The sequence below is a fragment of the Vibrio sp. R10-SG3-ISO3 genome (assembly GCF_059834225.1).
On record NZ_JCBDHE010000059.1, the window covers coordinates 95,991 to 114,494 of the forward strand.

Consider the following 18,504-nt stretch of genomic DNA (forward strand, 5'->3'; position numbering starts at 1 on the left):
AACTAGGAACTAGGAACTAGCACCTCCAAACACTGTTCTTCCATCCAGTATTTTATTTGCACATTGCTCACACTATGTAATACTTGTGCCACTATTTTTTGCCCTGAGTGATAACAATGGATCAGATAGAAGTCCGCGGTGCGCGCACCCATAACTTAAAAAATATCAACCTCACCATCCCACGCGATAAGCTGATTGTCATCACTGGCCTATCCGGTTCAGGTAAATCCTCTCTGGCGTTCGATACGCTTTATGCCGAAGGGCAACGACGCTACGTAGAATCACTCTCGGCGTACGCACGTCAATTTTTGTCCTTGATGGAAAAGCCCGACGTCGACCACATTGAAGGTCTCTCTCCTGCCATTTCCATCGAGCAGAAATCCACCTCACACAACCCTCGTTCAACCGTCGGCACCATCACTGAGGTCTACGATTACTTGCGTCTGCTCTACGCACGTGTGGGTGAGCCGCGCTGCCCTGACCATCATGTTCCACTCGCCGCGCAAACCATCTCACAGATGGTCGATAAAGTGTTGGCGATGCCAGAAGGGACAAAACTGATGCTGCTGGCGCCGATTGTCAAAGAGCGTAAGGGCGAGCACGTCAAAACGCTGGAAACCTTGGCAGCGCAGGGGTTTATCCGCGCCCGTATTGATGGGGAAACCTGCGATTTATCCGATCCCCCAACGCTAGAACTGCACAAGAAACACACCATCGAGGTTGTGGTCGATCGCTTTAAAGTGAGAGCCGACTTGCAGCAGCGCTTAGCCGAATCGTTTGAAACCACCCTAGAGCTGTCGGGCGGGATTGCAGTGGTCGCGCCGATGGAGGGCAATGACGAGGAGATCGTGTTCTCTGCTAACTTTGCTTGTCCGCATTGTGGCTACAGCATGCAAGAGCTTGAACCGCGCTTGTTCTCGTTCAACAACCCAGCCGGCGCCTGTCATACCTGTGATGGCCTTGGCGTTCAGCAATACTTTGACCCTGCACGCGTGATTTTGGATGAGTCACTCAGTTTGGCAGAGGGTGCTATCCGCGGTTGGGATCAGAAAAACTACTACTATTTCCAAATGCTGACGTCGCTCGCCAACCATTATCAGTTTGACCTGAACGCACCCTTTAAGTCTCTGCCAAAGAAAATTCGCGATGTGATTCTCACCGGCTCTGGCAGAACGGAAGTGGAGTTTAACTACATCAATGATCGCGGGGATATTCGCGTTAAACGTCATCCGTTTGAAGGTATTCTCAATACCTTGGAACGCCGCTATCGCGATACTGAATCTAACTCGGTACGCGAAGATTTGGCCAAGTACATTTCAACCAAAACCTGTAGCAGCTGTGACGGTAGCCGACTGCGCCTTGAAGCGCGCAATGTGTTCATTGGCGATACGACGCTGCCGGAAATTGTCGAACTCAGTATTGCCGATGCACAGACCTTCTTCCATGAATTGACTCTGGAAGGTCAGCGCGCACAAATTGCCGAGAAAGTGATGAAAGAGATCAACGACCGCTTGCAGTTTTTGGTCAATGTCGGTCTCAACTACCTCAACCTATCCCGCAGCGCCGAGACACTCTCCGGTGGTGAAGCGCAACGGATCCGCCTTGCCAGTCAAATTGGTGCCGGTTTAGTTGGCGTGATGTATGTACTGGATGAGCCTTCGATTGGTCTTCATCAGCGTGATAACGAGCGCCTGCTCAAGACGTTGACTCACCTGCGCGATCTTGGCAACACCGTGCTCGTCGTGGAGCACGATGAAGACGCCATCCGTATGGCGGATCACGTGATTGATATCGGTCCGGGCGCGGGCGTTCATGGCGGCAATGTAGTGGCAGAAGGCACCATGGAAGAGATCATTGCCAATCCGAACTCTCTCACGGGCCAATACCTCAGCGGTCAAAAGCAGATCCGAGTTCCAACGGAGCGCACGCCTAAGGATCCGAAAAAAGTCGTGCAGCTCATTGGCGCGACGGGCAACAACCTCAAAGATGTCACGCTGGAGATCCCTGTTGGGCTGTTTAGTTGCATCACCGGGGTGTCTGGCTCAGGCAAATCGACCTTAATCAACGATACGTTCTTTAAAATTGCCCACACCGAGCTCAATGGTGCGACGACCGCCACACCCGCGCCGTATAAAACCATCAAAGGGCTACAACATTTTGACAAGGTGATCGACATCGATCAAAGCCCGATTGGTCGCACTCCGCGCTCAAATCCAGCGACCTACACCGGTATTTTTACACCCATTCGTGAGCTGTTTGCTGGCACACAGGAGTCACGCTCTCGTGGTTACAAACCGGGCCGGTTCAGTTTCAACGTGCGCGGCGGGCGTTGTGAAGCTTGCCAAGGTGATGGTGTGATCAAGGTGGAAATGCACTTCTTGCCAGATGTGTATGTCCCTTGTGACGTCTGTAAAGGCAAACGCTACAACCGCGAAACCTTAGAAGTGCGCTACAAAGGCAAAACCATTGACGAAGTGTTAGAGATGACGGTCGAAGACGCACGAACCTTCTTCGATCCAGTTCCTGTGATTGCTCGCAAGTTGCAAACCTTGATGGATGTGGGCTTGTCTTACATTCGCCTAGGTCAAGCGGCCACGACCCTCTCCGGGGGGGAAGCGCAGCGCGTTAAATTGGCGCGTGAGCTCTCTAAGCGCGATACCGGCAAAACACTTTACATTCTCGATGAGCCGACCACAGGTTTGCACTTCCACGATATCGAGCAGCTGTTGGCCGTGTTGCACCGCCTGCGTGATCACGGCAATACCGTTGTGGTGATTGAGCACAACCTCGATGTGATTAAAACTGCAGACTGGATCGTCGATTTGGGGCCAGAAGGGGGGCAAGGCGGCGGTGAAATTATTGCAAGCGGAACACCGGAAGATGTGGCCTTAGTCGAAGGCTCACACACAGCGCGCTTCCTTAAGCCTATGTTAAAGTAAGCAATAGTAGTAAAAGTGAATAAAAAAATAGTAAAGTAAACGGGCTGGCGTGCTTCTTAGTGCCAGCCCGTTTTATTTGCTGGAAAGGAACACTATGGCAACCACCCACGTGGCAGGCACGCAGCTTCAAGCACGCACACAAGCTCGCCCTCTAACGAAACCTTTCTTGGCTATGATTGGCCTAGTCTACCTTGTCGCGATGCATTTCTTCATGCCGAACCCAGGCGGTTCAGGCTTGGCCCTTGCCTTTAACCCACCCACTTGGCTGCTGAGCTCAGTCGCCATCGCTCTTGGGCTTTATCAAGTTGGGACACGTGGCCAAATTCGTTACAACAAATTGACCATAGGTCTGTTTCTTTGTTGTGTGATCATGACCGTGCCCGTGCTCTATCCGCACTCTGAGCTGTCGTTGTCGGTCGCGCGATTAAGCGGATTGTGGGCCGGTTTTTTGCTGTTTGCCGTGCTGCAACAATTTCGTTTTAGTAACCCTCAGCGTCAAAGGCTGTTGTGGTTTGTGGTTATCGCCGTGTTCATTGAGGCCTTGTTTGGCTGGGTACAGTACCTAGTACTCGAACCCGGCAATCCCTTTGGCTATAACACCGACGCCAATCGTCCTTACGGCATTTTTCAGCAACCAAACGTCATGGCGAGCTTCTTAGCCACAGGGCTTGCGCTGTCTGGCTATTTTCTGACCCGTCAACCCATTAAATATCAAAGAAAAGTCAGCCATGTGGCGCTACTCTATCTGGTACCGGCCATCGTGCTGCCCCTACTGGTAGTGCTCGCCTCTCGGACGGGTTGGCTCAGTGCGCTACTGGTCGTCGTGCTGCTGATCCCTTATTTGATGCGCTTTGCCACCAAAAAACGCACCGTCGGTTGGCTCGTCTCTGTGCTTATTGGCGTCACCATTGGCTTAGGGACCACGTTAATCGGTGAGAACAACACCCTAGCAGAGCGAAAGGTGAATCTAGAAGGGCCCAGACAATACACCTTCCCTCAGACGCTCGATATGCTGATTGAAAAGCCATTTACTGGCTATGGTTACGGACGTTTTGAAGCTGAATACTTGGTCTATACGGCGCGTCAACATCAGCTCAACGCCAGTTACCCGCCTGGGCTTGCATCAATGGATCACCCACACAACGAAACCTTATATTGGGGCGTAGAGGGGGGTGTGCTGCCGATTTTGGCTATGTTGATCGCGGCCATTTTGGTGCTGTATCGTATCTACGCAGCGAAGAATGGCACACGTTTGGCGATTTTCTCGCTCTTTATCCCCATCGTGCTCCACACCCAATTAGAATATCCGTTTTATCACTCAGCGATTCATTGGCTAACCTTTATCTTATTGATTTACTGGGTCGACCAACGTAAGCGCGCCTACCGATACGCGCGATTGAGCATCGTATCGCAGACCGGGCTGCGCGTAGCAAGTTTGGTCTTGCCGCTGGTGACGTCGTTTTACATGGTCACCACGTTGCACACCAACTACATATTGACGCAGTTTGAGCTCTCCAAACCAAAAGATCCAGATATCCTTAACCGAGTCAGTAACCCGATTGTCTGGCAGGAGCGTTTTGACTGGGACATCTACAGCACCTATCTCAATATTGGCCTGCACCAGCAAAACCCTGAATTTATTCAACCGTACGTGGATTGGTCGCTGGGCGTGATTACCCACAAACCAAGACCGGCATTCTACAACAACTTAATTCTGGCCTACCAAGGTTTGAATGACAGTGAAAAGGCGGAACAAATCCGAGCCGAAGCGCAATTCCTGTTTCCTCGGCGCGATTTCTCAGACGTGCAATACGTGCCACCGACTACCGACGCACTGCTTCGTACAGACGAAGAATAAAAAGAAAACAAAAAGTAGATAAGAAAAGGCTCTCCGAACTGGAGAGCCATCTGCAATCATTAACAGGGCAAATTATTCGCCGAGCGACTCTAATCCGAGCGACTCTATCCGAGCGACTCTTTAAGCGCTTGTAAACAGAGTGCGACGTTCTCCTCCCGCGCACCATAGCCCATTAGGCCAATCCGCCACGCCTTGCCCGCCAATGCGCCAAGCCCGGCACCAATTTCCAGATTGTACGTATCAAGGAGGTGACTGCGTATTTGGGCTTCATCAATCCCCTCAGGAACATAAATCGCATTCAGTTGCGGCAAGCGTGCGGACTCTTCCACCACAAACTCAAAGCCGAGCGCCAATAAGCCGGTCTTGAGCTTGTTGTGCATCTGCTGATGGCGACGCCACGCGTTTTCTAACCCTTCATTTTTGAGCATCAGCAAAGCTTCATGCAGTGCATAGAGACTGTTGACGGGCGCTGTGTGGTGGTAACTACGCTTGCCCTCTCCACTCCAGTAACCGAGTACCAAACTTTGGTCTAAAAACCAACTTTGCACCGGGGTTTGACGGGCGGTGATTTTCTCAATCGCTGCACTGGAGAAGGTCACAGGAGAGAGGCCCGGCGTACAAGAGAGGCACTTTTGACTGCCCGAGTAGACCGCATCAAGTTGCCACTCATCGACTTTGAGTGGCACGCCACCCAATGACGTCACCGCATCGACGATCGACAACACATTGAACTCTTTAGCAAGCGCGCCCAGCGTCTTCGCATCACTGCATGCCCCTGTCGACGTTTCTGCATGGACAAACGCGAGGAGCTTGGTATCAGGATGCGCCTGCAACGCATCACGAACTTTCTCTACCGAGACCGGCGTTCCCCAGTCATCATCGACCAGCACCGCTTCACCGCCGCAGCGCACCACGTTTTCTCGCATGCGCTCGCCAAACACGCCATTGCGGCAGACGATGACTTTGTCCCCCGGCTCAATCAAGTTAACAAAGCAGGTCTCCATACCTGCACTGCCTGGTGCCGAGACAGCAATCGTAAACTCATTGTTGGTCTGAAAGGCGTATTTAAGCAGCTGCTTGAGTTCGTCCATCATCTGGATAAAAAGCGGGTCAAGGTGGCCCACCGTCGGGCGGCTCAAAGCTTGCAGTACCTGTGGGGAAATATCGGATGGACCAGGGCCCATCAAAATACGGCGAGGGGGGATAAAACTTTGGTAAGTCATTGGCAACTCCTTTTGAATCATGAGGGTGTTCTTGTTGTTATCTCTTCACCATAATCGAATTCATCCAGCGCAGCAATGCGCAAAAAGTCGACAGGTCATACCAGTCTCACAAACCGAACCTATCGTCTTTAACCCGTAAATTTCGCATTGACATTAAGAGGATAAACACGTTCAATGCGAAAGCGGTGGCAAGACAATTCGTCACCCTGTTGTACAAACAATTATGCTTTTTGCAGAAGAGGAGCACTACCCAGGTAGGCATGTTGTGGAGCCACAATTCCAAAACAACATTCTGAGGGGGAGTAGTGCCGAGGTAGGCTTATATTGTGGTTTAAGTCTGTCGGTTGACTTGGGTTGAGTCCCATCAACTGTCATCAGCGCTGTCTGGTGATGAGCTTCTGAGGTCGTACTCCATACCTACCTCTACTCTCGCTCATCCTCACCTCACGCAAAGGAAAGACTCAATATTCAGGAAGTTGTGGGAGAAATGCCGTGAGCAATTTTAACGTTGCTAAATTTGGTGGGACAAGTGTTGCAAACTTTGAAGCGATGAGCCGTTGTGCGGCGGTCGTTGAGAACAATCCAGAGACAAAACTGGTGGTCAGCAGTGCCTGTTCAGGGGTAACAAATCTATTGGTCGCGCTGGCGAACGGCGTACAAGATCAGCAGCAACGCAGCGATATTCTGACTCAGCTCGCTGAGATTCATGATGCGATTCTTAATCAACTCAATGATCCAACCCATGCGGCGAGTGAAGTGTACAGTCTGCTTGATACGGTCACCAGTCTTGCGGAAGCGGCCTCGATTCAAGCCAGCAATAAGTTGACTGATCACCTTGTTGCGTGTGGTGAACTGATGTCGACCCACATTTTAACCCAACTAATGATTGAGCGCGGCATCAACGCGGTACGCTTTGATATTCGTGATGTACTGCGCACTGACAGCCACTTTGGCCGCGCAGAACCGGATCTTGCCGCCATTCGAGAGCTTGCCAGTGACACCTTGCTGCCACTGTGCCGCGAGCACGTTGTGGTGACACAGGGCTTTATTGGTTCCGATGAAGAAGGCAACACCACTACCCTTGGCCGTGGTGGCAGTGATTACAGTGCGGCTTTGATTGCCGAGGCAGTGCAAGCCTCTGGCTTAGAAATTTGGACTGATGTACCGGGAATCTACACCACAGACCCGCGTATTGCCCCGAATGCGGCACCGATTGCAGAAATTAGCTTCAGCGAAGCGTCAGAGATGGCGAATTTTGGCGCCAAGATCCTGCACCCTTCGACCCTAGTCCCTGCTCTGCGCCATGATATTCCGGTGTTTGTCGGTTCCTCTAAAGCGCCAGAGCAAGGCGGTACTTGGATTCGTCATCAAGTGGAAAGCTCACCGCTGTTTCGCGCCCTAGCCCTACGTAACAACCAAACCATGGTGACGCTGCGCAGCGCGAAAATGTTCCATGCTTACGGCTTTCTAGCCAAAGTGTTTGAGATCTTGGCCAAGCATAAGGTCTCGGTCGATTTGATCACCACCTCTGAAATCAGTGTCTCATTAACGCTTGATCAAACAGGTACCTCTGGCGGTGCGCCATCGTTACCTCAAGCTGCGCGTGAAGAGCTTGAAGAGCTGTGCAGCGTGAAAGTGGAACACAACCTCTCCGTCGTCGCCTTGATTGGTAACAACATGAGCGAGAGCAAAGGCTATGCAAAACAAGTATTTGGTACACTTGAAGACTTTAACTTACGAATGATTTGTTACGGAGCTAGCCAGCACAACCTCTGTTTCTTACTGCGTGAATCAGAAGCCAAACAAGCGATTCAGAAGTTGCATGTCGAGCTGTTTGAGCGCTAACAGCACTATAAATACACATCAGCGACGAAGCACTCTCGTGTTTCGTCGCTGAAGCATTGCTACGTCAAATAGTGAGGCTTATTCGCCCGCCACTTTCATTGACTCAAGCAAGATAGAACCGGTTTGAATCTGCGAACGGGTTTCCACATCACTGCCGACAGCCACTATTTGGTTGAACATCTGCTTGAGATTACCTGCGATGGTCACCTCCGAGACGGGGAATTGGATTTGACCATTCTCAACCCAAAAACCGGCTGCGCCGCGCGAGTAATCGCCCGTCACGATATTCACGCCCTGCCCCATCACTTCTGTAACCAAAAAGCCGGTGCCCAGCGCCTTAAGCATTTGATCAAAATCTTGCCCTGTGGATTGCACGTACCAGTTGTGGATGCCACCCGCATGACCGGTTGGCATCATCGACATTTTACGCGCCGCATAGCTGGTCAATAGGTAAGTGGATAACACGCCGTCAGTGATTATTTGTCTATCTTGCGTAGCAACGCCTTCGCTATCAAACGGGCTTGACGCCAGACCACGCAACACATGGGGACGCTCGTCGACTTGGAACCAGCTGGGTAGAATTTGCTGACCAAGATGATCAAGAAGAAACGAGGATTTGCGGTACAAGTTGCCACCACTGATCGCCATCACAAGGTGACCGAGTAGACCCGTTGCGACATCCGCCGCAAACATGATCGGGTACTGACCGGTTTTGAGCTTCTGCGCGTCTAAACGACTGACGGTTTTCTCCGCTGCGCTCAGGCCCACGGATTTCGGCGTCCACAGGTCGTCTTTGTGACGCGACACTGTGTAGCTGTAGTCACGTTCCATTTCACCGTTTTGGCCTTGACCAATCACACAGCAACTGATGCTATGGCGACTTGAGGCATAACTCGCCAGTAAGCCGTGGCTGTTGCCGTACACTTTGACGCCATAGTGGCTATCGTAGCTGGCGCCATCACTTTGCTTGATCTTATCGCTGTAGCTGAGCGCTTCTTGCTCCGCTTCAATCGCCATTTTTGCCGCGTAGTCAGGGTCAGGCGTATCGGGGTGAAACAGATCCAAATCAGGAATATCTTTGACCATCAGTTCAGCCGGTGCTGGGCCTGCGTACGGATCTTCTGATGTGTATTGAGCGATATCAAGTGCCGCCAATACCGTTTGTTGAATCGCTTTTTCGCTTAAGTCTGACGTTGAGGCGCTGCCTTTACGCTGATTGCTATAGACGGTAATACCGAGTGCACCGTCACTGTTGAACTCCACATTTTCGACCTCACACATGCGAGTCGATACGCTTAAACCTGTGGTTTTACTGATGGCAACTTCCGCGGCATCCGCTTTTTCACCCGCCATCTCTAACGCTTTCGCGACGGCAGCTTCAAGCTCGATACGCTGCTGTGCCACTTGCTTTTTTACGTCCATATTCTCTTCATCAGTCGTTGCTTTGTCGCTAGGATAACAAGAATTTCGCTTTCTCCCCATGATTCTTGTTAAAATAGAGAAATAGACGTTCAAATGAAGGTATGAAAATGGCTCGCAAAAATCAAAAAGCGCCATGGGAACCAGAAGAAGAGATCATCTGGGTAAGTAAATCCGAGTTGAAGCGTGACATGGAAGAGCTGCAGAAACTGGGTGAAGAGCTCGTTAACCTCAAGCCCTCTGTGTTGGAAAAATTTCCACTCAGCGAAGACTTGGCCGATGCGATTCGCGATGCGCAACGTTTTAAAAACGAAGCGCGCCGTCGTCAGTTGCAGTTTATCGGAAAATTGATGCGTCACGAAGACCCAGAGCCAATTCAAGCGGCGCTGGATAAAGTCCGTAACAAGCACTCTCAAACCACGGCGCTGCTGCACAAATTAGAGCAATTGCGTGACCGTGTGGTGGAAGAGGGCGACAGCGCCATTGAAGAGGTATTGACGCTGTATCCGGATGCGGACCGTCAGCGTTTACGTCAGCTTGCTCGTCAGGCGAACAAAGAAAAGCAAGCCAACAAGCCAGCTAAAGCGTATCGAGAGATTTTCCAGATCCTCAAAGCATTGAGCAGTGAAGAGCCACAATAACACGCTCTTACTCAGTGATGATTGAAGCGGATAAGTGCACACTTATCCGCTTTTTTTTATCTCTGCTTTCTAGCCCATTGTTATTGCGCTCAGTTGTGCGCCGTGGTGGCCGCCTGAACAAATGCGCCGAGGCTAGGGTCCGAGTGGGTCGCCGCTAGCTCTGAAATCGGCCCAGTCGCTGCGACATGACCTTGTGATACAAACGCAAAATGCGTGGCGATCGCTTTGGCATCACCTAAGTGGTGCGTCACCATTACTACCGTAATATCACGCTCACTCGCCAACTGTTTGACCAGTGATAGCATCTCTAACCTGAGCAAAGGATCGAGCGCTGAAAAGGGCTCGTCTAGCAGCCATATCGGCGCAGACTGTACAAAGCAGCGCGCTAACGCAACCCGTTGACGCTGGCCACCAGAGAGCTCATGCGGCAATCGAGACAAATACTCCGCCACCCCCACCTGCTGTGCCGCTTGCACTACCGCCTGTTTCTGCGTTGCAGACAACTTCAAGCCGGGGTCCAATCCAAGGCCTATGTTTTCCGACACGGTAAGGTGAGCAAACAAGTTGTGCTCTTGAAACAACATCGCAAACGGGCGCTGATAAGGCGCCAGCCCGTTGAGTGTTTGCCCTTGCGCTAAAATTTCACCGCTTAATGGTTCAATAAAACCCGCCATCAAGGCGAGCAAGGTCGACTTCCCTGCGCCACTGGGTCCCATAAGCGCGACGATTTGCCCTGCCTCAACGTGCAGATCAAACTGAAATGACTCGGCATGATAATCGTAATGCAGGTCACTGAGAGTGAGCATAGTGACTCCTATTGGTGGGGGTAGAAGCAGAGCGAGGGCGAAACAGGCGCTCCATCAGCGCAAAACAGCCCACACTCAAAAGCAGTAAAGTGACCGATACGACTGCCGCCGCGTCCATTTGGTAACTGCCGAGCAGTTGGAACAGGTAGAGCGGCAGCGTACGAAACTCCTGGCTGCCAAACAGCGCGATGGCACTGAGATCGCCCATAGAAAACATAAAGCTGATGGCAAACGCGTGCGCCAGCGGCCGTTTTAATGCGCGCCATTCCACCACTCGTAAACGGCGCCAACCGCGGATTCCAAGGGTTGCACAAAGGTACTGATACTGCTGCTCGAGTTGCAACATCGGCTGAGCCAAGGTTTTGATCACATAAGGCAGCCCCATTAACGCGTTGACCGTAACAACAACGACCAAGGCGTAGCTGAGCGCATCCGTCCACGAACGGAGCAGCAAAAAGAGCCCGGTCGAGATCACTAATCCTGGGGTCACCAGAATGATGGTCCCTAGCAGCTCTATCTTATCCGCGTCTTTCTCACGTTGATTGAGGCGCAGTCTTCGGCTCGACAATAAAATCGCCGTGCCCGCACTGACAGCGATAACGCTCGCCATGCTCGCCACTTTCAGTGACGCGCCGAGCGCGGACCAAAATCGGCCATCGCTCAGCACACCCAACGCCTGAGAATTCATGCCACTGGTCAGCACCATCCCAAGAGGCGGCAACACTAACAGCAAGCTAAAACCTATCCAAGCGCCATCCCAGCACTTAGAGAATAGACTGTCTTTCACCACCAACGCAGTTGGTGCGTCGCTGCCCATCGAAATAGCAATAGGTCGAGCGAAACGTTGAATCGATAGTGCCATTAAGCCACATAGCAGCATTTGCCAAATTGCCAGTAACGCGCCCGCTTGCAAATCAAAATCAAACTTGATCGCTTGGTAAATCGCGAGCTCAATGGTGGTCGATTTGGGCCCGCCGCCCAATGCCATCACAGTGGCAAAGCTGGTAAAGCAGAGCATAAACACCAACCCGCAAACGGGCGCTAATTGCTGCCTCATCCGCGGCCATTCGACCCACTTAAACTTTTGCCAATGCCCCATGCCTAAGTGGGCGCACAGTTTGTGTTGCTCCGCCGGAATCGACTCTAGTGATTGCAGCAGCAAACGCGCCGCATAAGGAAGATTAAAAAAGAGGTGCGCGAGCAAAATGCCGTGCAAACCGTAAATATTAAATGGTAGCGAAAGATCCCACTGCGCAAGCTGTGTCGCCAACCAACCACTGCGCCCATAAATCGCCAGCAAGCCAAACACCCCCACCAAGACAGGCAGCACCAAAGTGGTCGCAAACAGCTTAAGTACCAAGGCTTTCCCGATAAACTGCCGCCGCGACAAAGCATGGGCGACGGGGATCGCCAAGCCGACACTGAGCAGCGTTGAGAGGAAAGATTGATAGAAGCTAAATTGGGTAACGTGGCGGTAATAAGGGTCTTGCCAAATGACACGCAGATCGAGGGAAGGCGCTTGATTGAGCAAGGCCAGCAGCGCAGAAACGACAAAGGCCGCGATCAACATCGCGACCCATACGCCTAATTTAGGGACAGATTGCACGAACGCCTAACCTTAGAAGGTCAACGCGTTTTGCCATTCACGAATCCACGCTTTGCGGTGGGTAGCCACCTCTTCAGCGCTAAAACTCAAGGCTTGGCTAGGCTTCGTCAGGCTTTGATACCCTTCTGGCAACGCAACGTCAGTGACAGGGTACATCCAGTTCCCTGTTGGCATGGCCGACTGAAAGTCATCGCTGAGGATAAACTGCATAAAGGCATCCGCCAAGTCGCTGTTGGCGCTCGTTTTGACTTTGGCCACCACTTCTACTTGAGTGTAATGACCTTCCGCGAAATTCGCTGCAGCGAACTTAGCCTCATTTTCGGCAATCAGATGGTACGCAGGTGACGTGGTGTAAGAGAGCACCATATCAGACTCGCCTTTTAAGAACATCGAGTACGCTTCAGACCACCCTTTCGTGACCGTCACTGTCTTTTTCGCCAACGCTTTCCACGCCTGCGGCGCTTCGTCGCCATAGACAGATTTCATCCACAGCATCAAACCTTGACCCGGGGTTGAGGTACGCGGGTCTTGGTAGATGACTGTTAAGTCGTCATTTGATTCCACCAGTGCTTTGAGGCTAGTCGGTGGCTCAGCCAAGGTCTCTTTGTTGTAGACAAACGCGAAGTAACCGTAGTCGTACGGCACAAAGGTCGTATTGGACCAGCCGCCTGGCAAGGTGACGGATGACGTATCGACGCTATGCTCAGCCAACAAACCGGTTTGCTGCGCTTCTGCCATCAAGTTGTTGTCTAACCCCAACACAATGTCGGCTTTGCTATTGTCGCCTTCCAGTCTCAAGCGATTGAGGATAGAGACGCCATCATCCAAAGCTACAAAATTCAACGTACAGTCGCACTGTGCTTCAAACGCTTTTTTTACCACTGGGCCTGGGCCCCAATCGGCAGCGAAAGAGTCATAGGTATAAACGGTTAACGTATCGGCTGCGGTTGCAGAAAAAGACGTCAGTGCCGCGGCGGCACAAAGTGGCATAAATGAAGGGATAAAAGTGGATTTCACTGCTCGCTCTCCTTGTTGAGCCACGCAGGTCTGAGGGACAAACAGACGTCTGATGTCCTCGCTCAATTCCTACGCCAGCATTATCTGGTTCAGGTCTACGGGTCCCGAGCAAAGCTCGATCTCAGCGTCATTCAGTGAATGAATAGCTCCCCGATGAGGTTCGGCTTGATTGTAATAGGTCTGCCCTACAATAGCCATACTTGCGTGACGGCCCACCAAGACGCAATCACGAATCTTTACGTTGATCATAGCCCCAGCGCGCCACCAAGGATTGCTCGATGCCGAGGTGATCCAAAATGCGCGCGACCATAAAATCAATAAGATCGTCTATCGATTTAGGTTGGTGATAAAAACCGGGCGCGGCCGGCATAATAGTGACGCCCATCTGCGAGAGCTTGTGCATGTTCTCAAGGTGTAAGGTTGAGAAAGGCGTTTCTCGAACCACCAGCAGCAATTGACCACGCTCTTTCATCACCACATCGGCGGCGCGTTCAATCAAATTATCGGACATACCATGAGCAATCGCTGCCACACTGCCCGCCGAACAAGGGCAAACCACCATCTGCTTGGGCGCCGCTGAGCCAGAGGCCACGGGCGAGAACCAGTCCTCTTTGCCGCACACCACTAATTTAGCCGGGTCGCAGCTGAGATGGGCGACCAAGGCTTGCTTGGCGCTGTCTGGGTTGGCAGGCAGTTTTAATCCGTGCTCGGTGGCCAACACCACTCGCGCCGCCGATGAAACCAGCAGGTAAACCTGATAGTCCGCGGCCAACAAGCACTGCAACAGACGCAGCCCATAAGGCGCGCCTGAGGCTCCGGTAAAAGCGAGGGTGATGGATTTTTCAGCCATTGTGCGTATCTCTTATTATTGGGCTAATTGCGCTAACAGTTTGTCGTGAATTCCGCCAAACCCGCCGTTGCTCATCACCAGAATCTGATCGCCGGGGCAAGCATGCCGAGCGATGCTGCGCACCAAGTCGTCGATGTCGTCAGAGACATAAGCGGGTTGCGCGCACTGCTCGGCAATCTCACTCACAGACCAAGTAATTGACTCAGGCTGAAAGAGGAACACTTCATCGGCCGCCTGCAATGAGGCCGCAAGCGTTTCTTTGTGCACCCCGCGTTTCATGGTTGCACTGCGCGGCTCCAACACCGCAAGGATTCGGGATTGACCCACCTTGTTACGTAAGCCGCCCAATGTCAGTTCAATCGCCGTTGGATGATGAGCAAAGTCGTCATACACAGTGATGTCATTGACCTGCCCTTTTAACTCCAAGCGGCGTTTGGTATTAATAAAGCGCCCTAACGCCTCACAAGCGTGATCCGGAGTGACCCCCACATGACGTGCCGCCGCGATGGCCATCAACGCATTGCTGACGTTGTGATCGCCGACTAAATCCCACGTCACTCGACCCACTATTTCTCCCGCCAATAAGACATCAAAGACACTGCCATCTTGGGCCTGTTTTTGCGCTTGCCAGCCAGAATCGCACCCTGTGTACTCTTGTTCGCTCCAGCAGCCACGGGCAATAACGTCTTGCAGCGCCAGGTCTGATTGAGGAGTAAACATCCGACCATTGCCCGGTACGGTTCTCACTAGATGGTGAAATTGGCGCTTAATCGCCTCAAGATCATCGAAGATGTCTGCATGATCGAACTCAAGGTTATTCATGACCAAGGTACGTGGATGGTAATGAACGAACTTAGAACGCTTATCGAAAAAAGCGCTGTCGTATTCATCAGCTTCAACTATGAAAAACGGGCTGTTGCCCAACCTTGCCGACAAACCAAAGTTGCCAAGCACGCCGCCCACGAGAAAACCGGGTTCATAACCACAATCTTCCAGAATCCAAGCGAGCATACTGGATGTGGTGGTTTTGCCGTGCGTTCCCGCGACCGCCAGTACCCATCGGTCATGCAGCAGAAACTCTTGCAGCCACTGTGGGCCGGAGGTGTAACGCAGGTTGCTATCCAGTACATGCTCGACACACGGGTTACCACGGCTCATCGCATTACCGATCACCACCAAATCGGGCGCCGGATTTAACTGCGCAGGATCAAACCCTTCTATAATTTCAATACCTTGCGATTCAAGTAGCGTGCTCATGGGCGGGTACACATTGGCGTCACTGCCGGTGACTTTGTGCCCCAATTGACGCGCTAAAATTGCCGCTCCTCCCATAAAGGTGCCACAAATTCCCAAGATATGAATATGCATAGAGTGATCCTGAAAAGGCTAATTTGAAGTGCTCATTATGGCGATAATGGCTTGAAAAGCGAACCTCTTTGTCCTTCGGATGTGAAATCTTGGCACAATCGAGCAAAGTTTGTTCAAGATGAAAAACCGTGAAAATATTTGAATAATTACCAAAAAAATTGAGAGGTTAGACAGTTAGTTCGTTACCAATAATAAGATCATGGTTTTACAATTGCTCAAGGCAAAAACAAAAGCTCACGCATAGCTTCGTCCCTCTTGCGCCCCAACAATAAAATGGCAAGAGGTTGCCCAACTCCCCCCAAACTTATGCGATTTTAAGGAATAAACATGTCTGGAATGCGCACCCTTGGCGAGTTCATTGTTGAAAAACAGACGGACTTCCCCCACGCTAGCGGTGATCTATCATCCCTACTGTCGTCGATTCGCCTTGCGGCTAAAATCGTCAACCGCGAAATTAACGCGGCGGGCCTTGGTGATATCACCGGTGCCGTTGGTAGTGAGAACATTCAGGGCGAAGCCCAACAAAAACTGGATGTTTACGCGAACGAGAAGTTCAAAGCAGCACTTGAAGCACGTGATCAAGTGTGTGGCGTAGCAAGTGAAGAAGAAGATGAGGCGGTCGCGTTCAATAAAGAACTGAACAAAAACGCCAAATACGTGGTATTGATGGATCCACTCGATGGCTCCTCTAACATCGATGTTAACGTCTCTGTCGGAACGATTTTCTCTATCTATCGCCGCGTCTCTCCTATCGGTACCCCACCGACAGAAGAAGACTTCCTTCAACCAGGCAACAAGCAAGTCGCGGCCGGTTATGTGATTTACGGTTCATCAACCATGCTTGTCTACACCACAGGCAATGGCGTCAATGGCTTTACCTACGATCCATCGATCGGTACGTTCTGCTTGTCTCATGAGAATATGATGGTGCCAGAAGATGGCCGGATCTACTCAATTAACGAAGGTAACTACTTCCGTTTCCCAATGGGCGTGAAAAAGTACATCAAATTCTGCCAAGAAAACGAACCGAATGACGGTCGCCCGTACACGTCTCGCTACATTGGCTCTTTGGTGTCGGACTTCCACCGTAACCTACTGAAAGGAGGCATTTACCTGTACCCAAGCACGCAAAGCCACCCGAACGGCAAACTGCGTCTTCTTTATGAGTGCAACCCAATGGCGTTCATTATTGAGCAGGCGGGCGGTATTGCCTCAGACGGTGAGAAACGCATCATGGATATTGAACCCACAGAGCTGCACCAACGTGTGCCTTTCTTTGTTGGCTCAAAAAACATGGTCAAGAAAGTCGAATCTTTCCTCGCAGAATACAAAGACCAATAAGGCTCAGCTATTCTCTTCAAGGCGCTCACTGAGCGCCTTGTTTTTTATGAACTTCCATCGCTTCCCCAGTCGCTGCGCTTCACAATCGGTGTTTTCTTGACCAAGCTCTCATCGTCCGTCATTTACAAAAAACCAAGTTTAGCGGTAAGGTATTTGCCTACATATCGACCAATAACAAGGAAGCTTGCCCATGAGTCTTAATCACGTCCCTGCAGGGAAATCACTCCCGGATGACATTTATGTCGTCATCGAAATTCCGGCCAATGCCGATCCGATCAAGTACGAGGTCGACAAAGATTCTGGCGCGGTATTTGTGGACCGCTTTATGTCCGCGCCTATGTTCTATCCATGTAACTATGGCTATGTGAATCACACACTCTCTTTAGATGGTGACCCGGTTGATGTCCTAGTGCCGACCCCTTATCCCTTGATGCCAGGTAGTGTGATTCGCTGTCGCCCTGTCGGTGTATTGAAAATGACCGATGAATCAGGTGAAGATGCCAAAGTGCTCGCCGTGCCGCACAGTAAAATCTCCAAAGAGTACGAGCACATCCAAGATGTCGGTGATATTCCTGATCTGCTCAAAGCGCAAATTACCCACTTTTTTGAGCGCTACAAAGAGCTCGAAAGCGGCAAATGGGTCAAAGTGGAGGGCTGGGAAGACGTCGCTGCCGCGCGCCAAGAGATTCTGGAGTCGTTTGAGCGCGCGAGTAAGTAATCCTCACCCAACCACCGTGACTCATTAAATAACAGAAAACGGCCAGAGCAGTGACACTCTGGCCGTTTTCTTTATCGGTATTCAACCATTAAAAACCCGAACCTGCCGTGGAATTACGCCCTGATACATAGTCTTGCTGGAAGAAGGGGTCAAGACGGTCGCACACCCCATAATAGGGTTTGCCCCTCACACCAAGCATGTAGGCGTTTTGCTGACAATATTGGCCGCGACCTTGCTCATATCCGGCCAAATAGGCGGCATAACGGTCGTCGTTCAAATGGCCAGCTTGATCCGCTTTGGCTAACTTAGATTGCGACAAGTTCAGTAAGCCGTTTTCACCGCGATCAACACCGAACTGATACCAATCTTGATCGACGTTAGACGTTGGCGTAGTGACAGTGGTACAGCCTGTGAGTAACAGGGCGACGAACGCCCCGACGGGTGTGATGGTACGTTTCAGCGCTAACATAGGACTCTCCTTATTGAACGCTTGTTCTCACCATAAAATGGCGCTAGACGCGCTGGCACCAATCGCCCGATGCAATCAACACATCCAATTGGCTGACATCTTGGTAGAGGTAAATCCAAGCCTGACCAAACGGCGTATCGATGTGCTCTCTGCGATACTCTACCGGCACATCTTCTAGTTCATCTATACGTGCGAGCGTGACATCATCGATCAAATAGACTTCACCTGAGATCGAATCATGTCCTTCAATCACCGCCGGATAGGGCCCCAAATCATACAGCGCATAAAAGGGCGGTGTATCAAAGTGACCCAAACACTGCGAGCCAGCTAAAAAATCTTGGTTCGACTCCCCTTTGCGCAAGGTGCCATAAACAAACAATAGATGTTGCATTGCCCGCCCCTAT

15 protein-coding genes and 2 riboswitches are annotated in these 18,504 nt (G+C 51.4%); of the genes, 6 read left to right on the forward strand and 9 right to left on the reverse strand.

Annotation, left to right across the window (positions count from 1 at the left end; translation table 11 throughout):
- Positions 1 to 116: 116 nt before the first annotated feature.
- On the forward strand, positions 117 to 2,939 hold the full coding sequence (gene uvrA, locus AC6R1A_RS17890) for an excinuclease ABC subunit UvrA (RefSeq protein ID WP_500633846.1): 2,823 nt from the start codon (positions 117 to 119) through the stop codon (positions 2,937 to 2,939).
- A gap of 94 nt (positions 2,940 to 3,033) precedes the next feature.
- Positions 3,034 to 4,797: a PglL family O-oligosaccharyltransferase gene (locus AC6R1A_RS17895; protein ID WP_500633845.1), complete on the forward strand. Its 1,764-nt coding sequence runs from the start codon at positions 3,034 to 3,036 to the stop codon at positions 4,795 to 4,797.
- 104 nt (positions 4,798 to 4,901) lie between these two features.
- Here AC6R1A_RS17895 and AC6R1A_RS17900 read toward each other — a convergent pair whose 3' ends face one another.
- Positions 4,902 to 6,020 (reverse strand): pyridoxal-phosphate-dependent aminotransferase family protein, encoded by a 1,119-nt coding sequence (locus tag AC6R1A_RS17900; RefSeq protein ID WP_500631194.1) that lies wholly within the window; start codon positions 6,018 to 6,020, stop codon positions 4,902 to 4,904.
- 228 nt (positions 6,021 to 6,248) lie between these two features.
- A riboswitch (Lysine riboswitch) is annotated at positions 6,249 to 6,426 on the forward strand.
- A gap of 86 nt (positions 6,427 to 6,512) precedes the next feature.
- Between AC6R1A_RS17900 and lysC the strand changes: the two genes are divergently transcribed.
- Complete coding sequence (gene lysC, locus AC6R1A_RS17905) at positions 6,513 to 7,865, forward strand: lysine-sensitive aspartokinase 3 (RefSeq protein ID WP_500631193.1); 1,353 nt, start codon at positions 6,513 to 6,515, stop codon at positions 7,863 to 7,865.
- Between the two features lie 78 nt (positions 7,866 to 7,943).
- On the opposite strand, the gene pmbA is transcribed toward lysC, so the two are convergent.
- Positions 7,944 to 9,287, reverse strand: a complete 1,344-nt coding sequence (gene pmbA, locus AC6R1A_RS17910; RefSeq protein ID WP_500633844.1) for a metalloprotease PmbA — start codon at positions 9,285 to 9,287, stop codon at positions 7,944 to 7,946.
- 107 nt (positions 9,288 to 9,394) lie between these two features.
- On the opposite strand from pmbA, the gene yjgA reads away from it, so the two are divergent.
- The gene (gene yjgA / locus AC6R1A_RS17915) at positions 9,395 to 9,925 is read left to right on the forward strand and encodes a ribosome biogenesis factor YjgA (RefSeq protein ID WP_334555017.1); all 531 of its coding nucleotides are present in this window, start codon (positions 9,395 to 9,397) and stop codon (positions 9,923 to 9,925) included.
- 89 nt (positions 9,926 to 10,014) lie between these two features.
- Here yjgA and thiQ read toward each other — a convergent pair whose 3' ends face one another.
- The 5 genes from thiQ to mpl form a co-directional block, all read right to left on the reverse strand.
- Entirely contained in the window at positions 10,015 to 10,731 is a 717-nt protein-coding gene (gene thiQ / locus AC6R1A_RS17920) for a thiamine ABC transporter ATP-binding protein (RefSeq protein ID WP_500625655.1), read from the reverse strand.
- Positions 10,715 to 12,301, reverse strand: coding sequence for a thiamine/thiamine pyrophosphate ABC transporter permease ThiP (thiP, locus tag AC6R1A_RS17925; protein WP_500631241.1), 1,587 nt, complete (start codon positions 12,299 to 12,301; stop codon positions 10,715 to 10,717). The genes thiQ and thiP overlap by 17 nt, the downstream gene beginning before the upstream one ends.
- Before the next feature lie 48 nt (positions 12,302 to 12,349).
- The gene (gene thiB, locus AC6R1A_RS17930) at positions 12,350 to 13,327 is read right to left on the reverse strand and encodes a thiamine ABC transporter substrate binding subunit (protein WP_500631240.1); all 978 of its coding nucleotides are present in this window, start codon (positions 13,325 to 13,327) and stop codon (positions 12,350 to 12,352) included.
- Between the two features lie 76 nt (positions 13,328 to 13,403).
- Positions 13,404 to 13,517: riboswitch (TPP riboswitch) on the reverse strand.
- 63 nt (positions 13,518 to 13,580) lie between these two features.
- The gene (locus AC6R1A_RS17935) at positions 13,581 to 14,204 is read right to left on the reverse strand and encodes a flavin prenyltransferase UbiX (protein WP_500633843.1); all 624 of its coding nucleotides are present in this window, start codon (positions 14,202 to 14,204) and stop codon (positions 13,581 to 13,583) included.
- A 15-nt stretch (positions 14,205 to 14,219) separates the two neighbouring features.
- Positions 14,220 to 15,572: a UDP-N-acetylmuramate:L-alanyl-gamma-D-glutamyl-meso-diaminopimelate ligase gene (gene mpl, locus AC6R1A_RS17940; protein WP_500633842.1), complete on the reverse strand. Its 1,353-nt coding sequence runs from the start codon at positions 15,570 to 15,572 to the stop codon at positions 14,220 to 14,222.
- 327 nt (positions 15,573 to 15,899) lie between these two features.
- On the opposite strand from mpl, the gene fbp reads away from it, so the two are divergent.
- Positions 15,900 to 16,913, forward strand: coding sequence for a class 1 fructose-bisphosphatase (fbp, locus tag AC6R1A_RS17945; protein WP_334555012.1), 1,014 nt, complete (start codon positions 15,900 to 15,902; stop codon positions 16,911 to 16,913).
- 190 nt (positions 16,914 to 17,103) lie between these two features.
- The gene (gene ppa, locus AC6R1A_RS17950) at positions 17,104 to 17,631 is read left to right on the forward strand and encodes an inorganic diphosphatase (protein WP_500631189.1); all 528 of its coding nucleotides are present in this window, start codon (positions 17,104 to 17,106) and stop codon (positions 17,629 to 17,631) included.
- Positions 17,632 to 17,719: 88 nt separating this feature from the next.
- Here the strand turns inward: ppa and AC6R1A_RS17955 are convergent, their stop codons facing one another.
- Positions 17,720 to 18,100 (reverse strand): DUF2799 domain-containing protein, encoded by a 381-nt coding sequence (locus AC6R1A_RS17955; RefSeq protein ID WP_500631188.1) that lies wholly within the window; start codon positions 18,098 to 18,100, stop codon positions 17,720 to 17,722.
- 43 nt (positions 18,101 to 18,143) lie between these two features.
- Positions 18,144 to 18,491 carry a gamma-glutamylcyclotransferase family protein gene (locus tag AC6R1A_RS17960; protein WP_500631187.1) on the reverse strand — a complete coding sequence of 116 codons (348 nt, stop codon included), beginning with the start codon at positions 18,489 to 18,491 and terminating at the stop codon, positions 18,144 to 18,146.
- Positions 18,492 to 18,504: the final 13 nt, after the last annotated feature.

What these genes read in the sequence shown, in the direction of transcription:
- yjgA (WP_334555017.1), top strand. Translation starts at nt 9,395, where the DNA reads ATGGCTCGCAAAAATCAAAAAGCGCCATGGGAACCAGAAGAAGAGATC.
- AC6R1A_RS17895 (WP_500633845.1), top strand. Translation starts at nt 3,034, where the DNA reads ATGGCAACCACCCACGTGGCAGGCACGCAGCTTCAAGCACGCACACAA.
- pmbA (WP_500633844.1), bottom strand. Translation starts at nt 9,287, where the DNA reads ATGGACGTAAAAAAGCAAGTGGCACAGCAGCGTATCGAGCTTGAAGCT.
- fbp (WP_334555012.1), top strand. Translation starts at nt 15,900, where the DNA reads ATGTCTGGAATGCGCACCCTTGGCGAGTTCATTGTTGAAAAACAGACG.
- ppa (WP_500631189.1), top strand. Translation starts at nt 17,104, where the DNA reads ATGAGTCTTAATCACGTCCCTGCAGGGAAATCACTCCCGGATGACATT.
- AC6R1A_RS17900 (WP_500631194.1), bottom strand. Translation starts at nt 6,020, where the DNA reads ATGACTTACCAAAGTTTTATCCCCCCTCGCCGTATTTTGATGGGCCCT.
- thiP (WP_500631241.1), bottom strand. Translation starts at nt 12,301, where the DNA reads ATGTTGATCGCGGCCTTTGTCGTTTCTGCGCTGCTGGCCTTGCTCAAT.
- AC6R1A_RS17935 (WP_500633843.1), bottom strand. Translation starts at nt 14,204, where the DNA reads ATGGCTGAAAAATCCATCACCCTCGCTTTTACCGGAGCCTCAGGCGCG.
- thiQ (WP_500625655.1), bottom strand. Translation starts at nt 10,731, where the DNA reads ATGCTCACTCTCAGTGACCTGCATTACGATTATCATGCCGAGTCATTT.
- thiB (WP_500631240.1), bottom strand. Translation starts at nt 13,327, where the DNA reads ATGCCACTTTGTGCCGCCGCGGCACTGACGTCTTTTTCTGCAACCGCA.
- AC6R1A_RS17960 (WP_500631187.1), bottom strand. Translation starts at nt 18,491, where the DNA reads ATGCAACATCTATTGTTTGTTTATGGCACCTTGCGCAAAGGGGAGTCG.
- uvrA (WP_500633846.1), top strand. Translation starts at nt 117, where the DNA reads ATGGATCAGATAGAAGTCCGCGGTGCGCGCACCCATAACTTAAAAAAT.
- mpl (WP_500633842.1), bottom strand. Translation starts at nt 15,572, where the DNA reads ATGCATATTCATATCTTGGGAATTTGTGGCACCTTTATGGGAGGAGCG.
- AC6R1A_RS17955 (WP_500631188.1), bottom strand. Translation starts at nt 18,100, where the DNA reads ATGTTAGCGCTGAAACGTACCATCACACCCGTCGGGGCGTTCGTCGCC.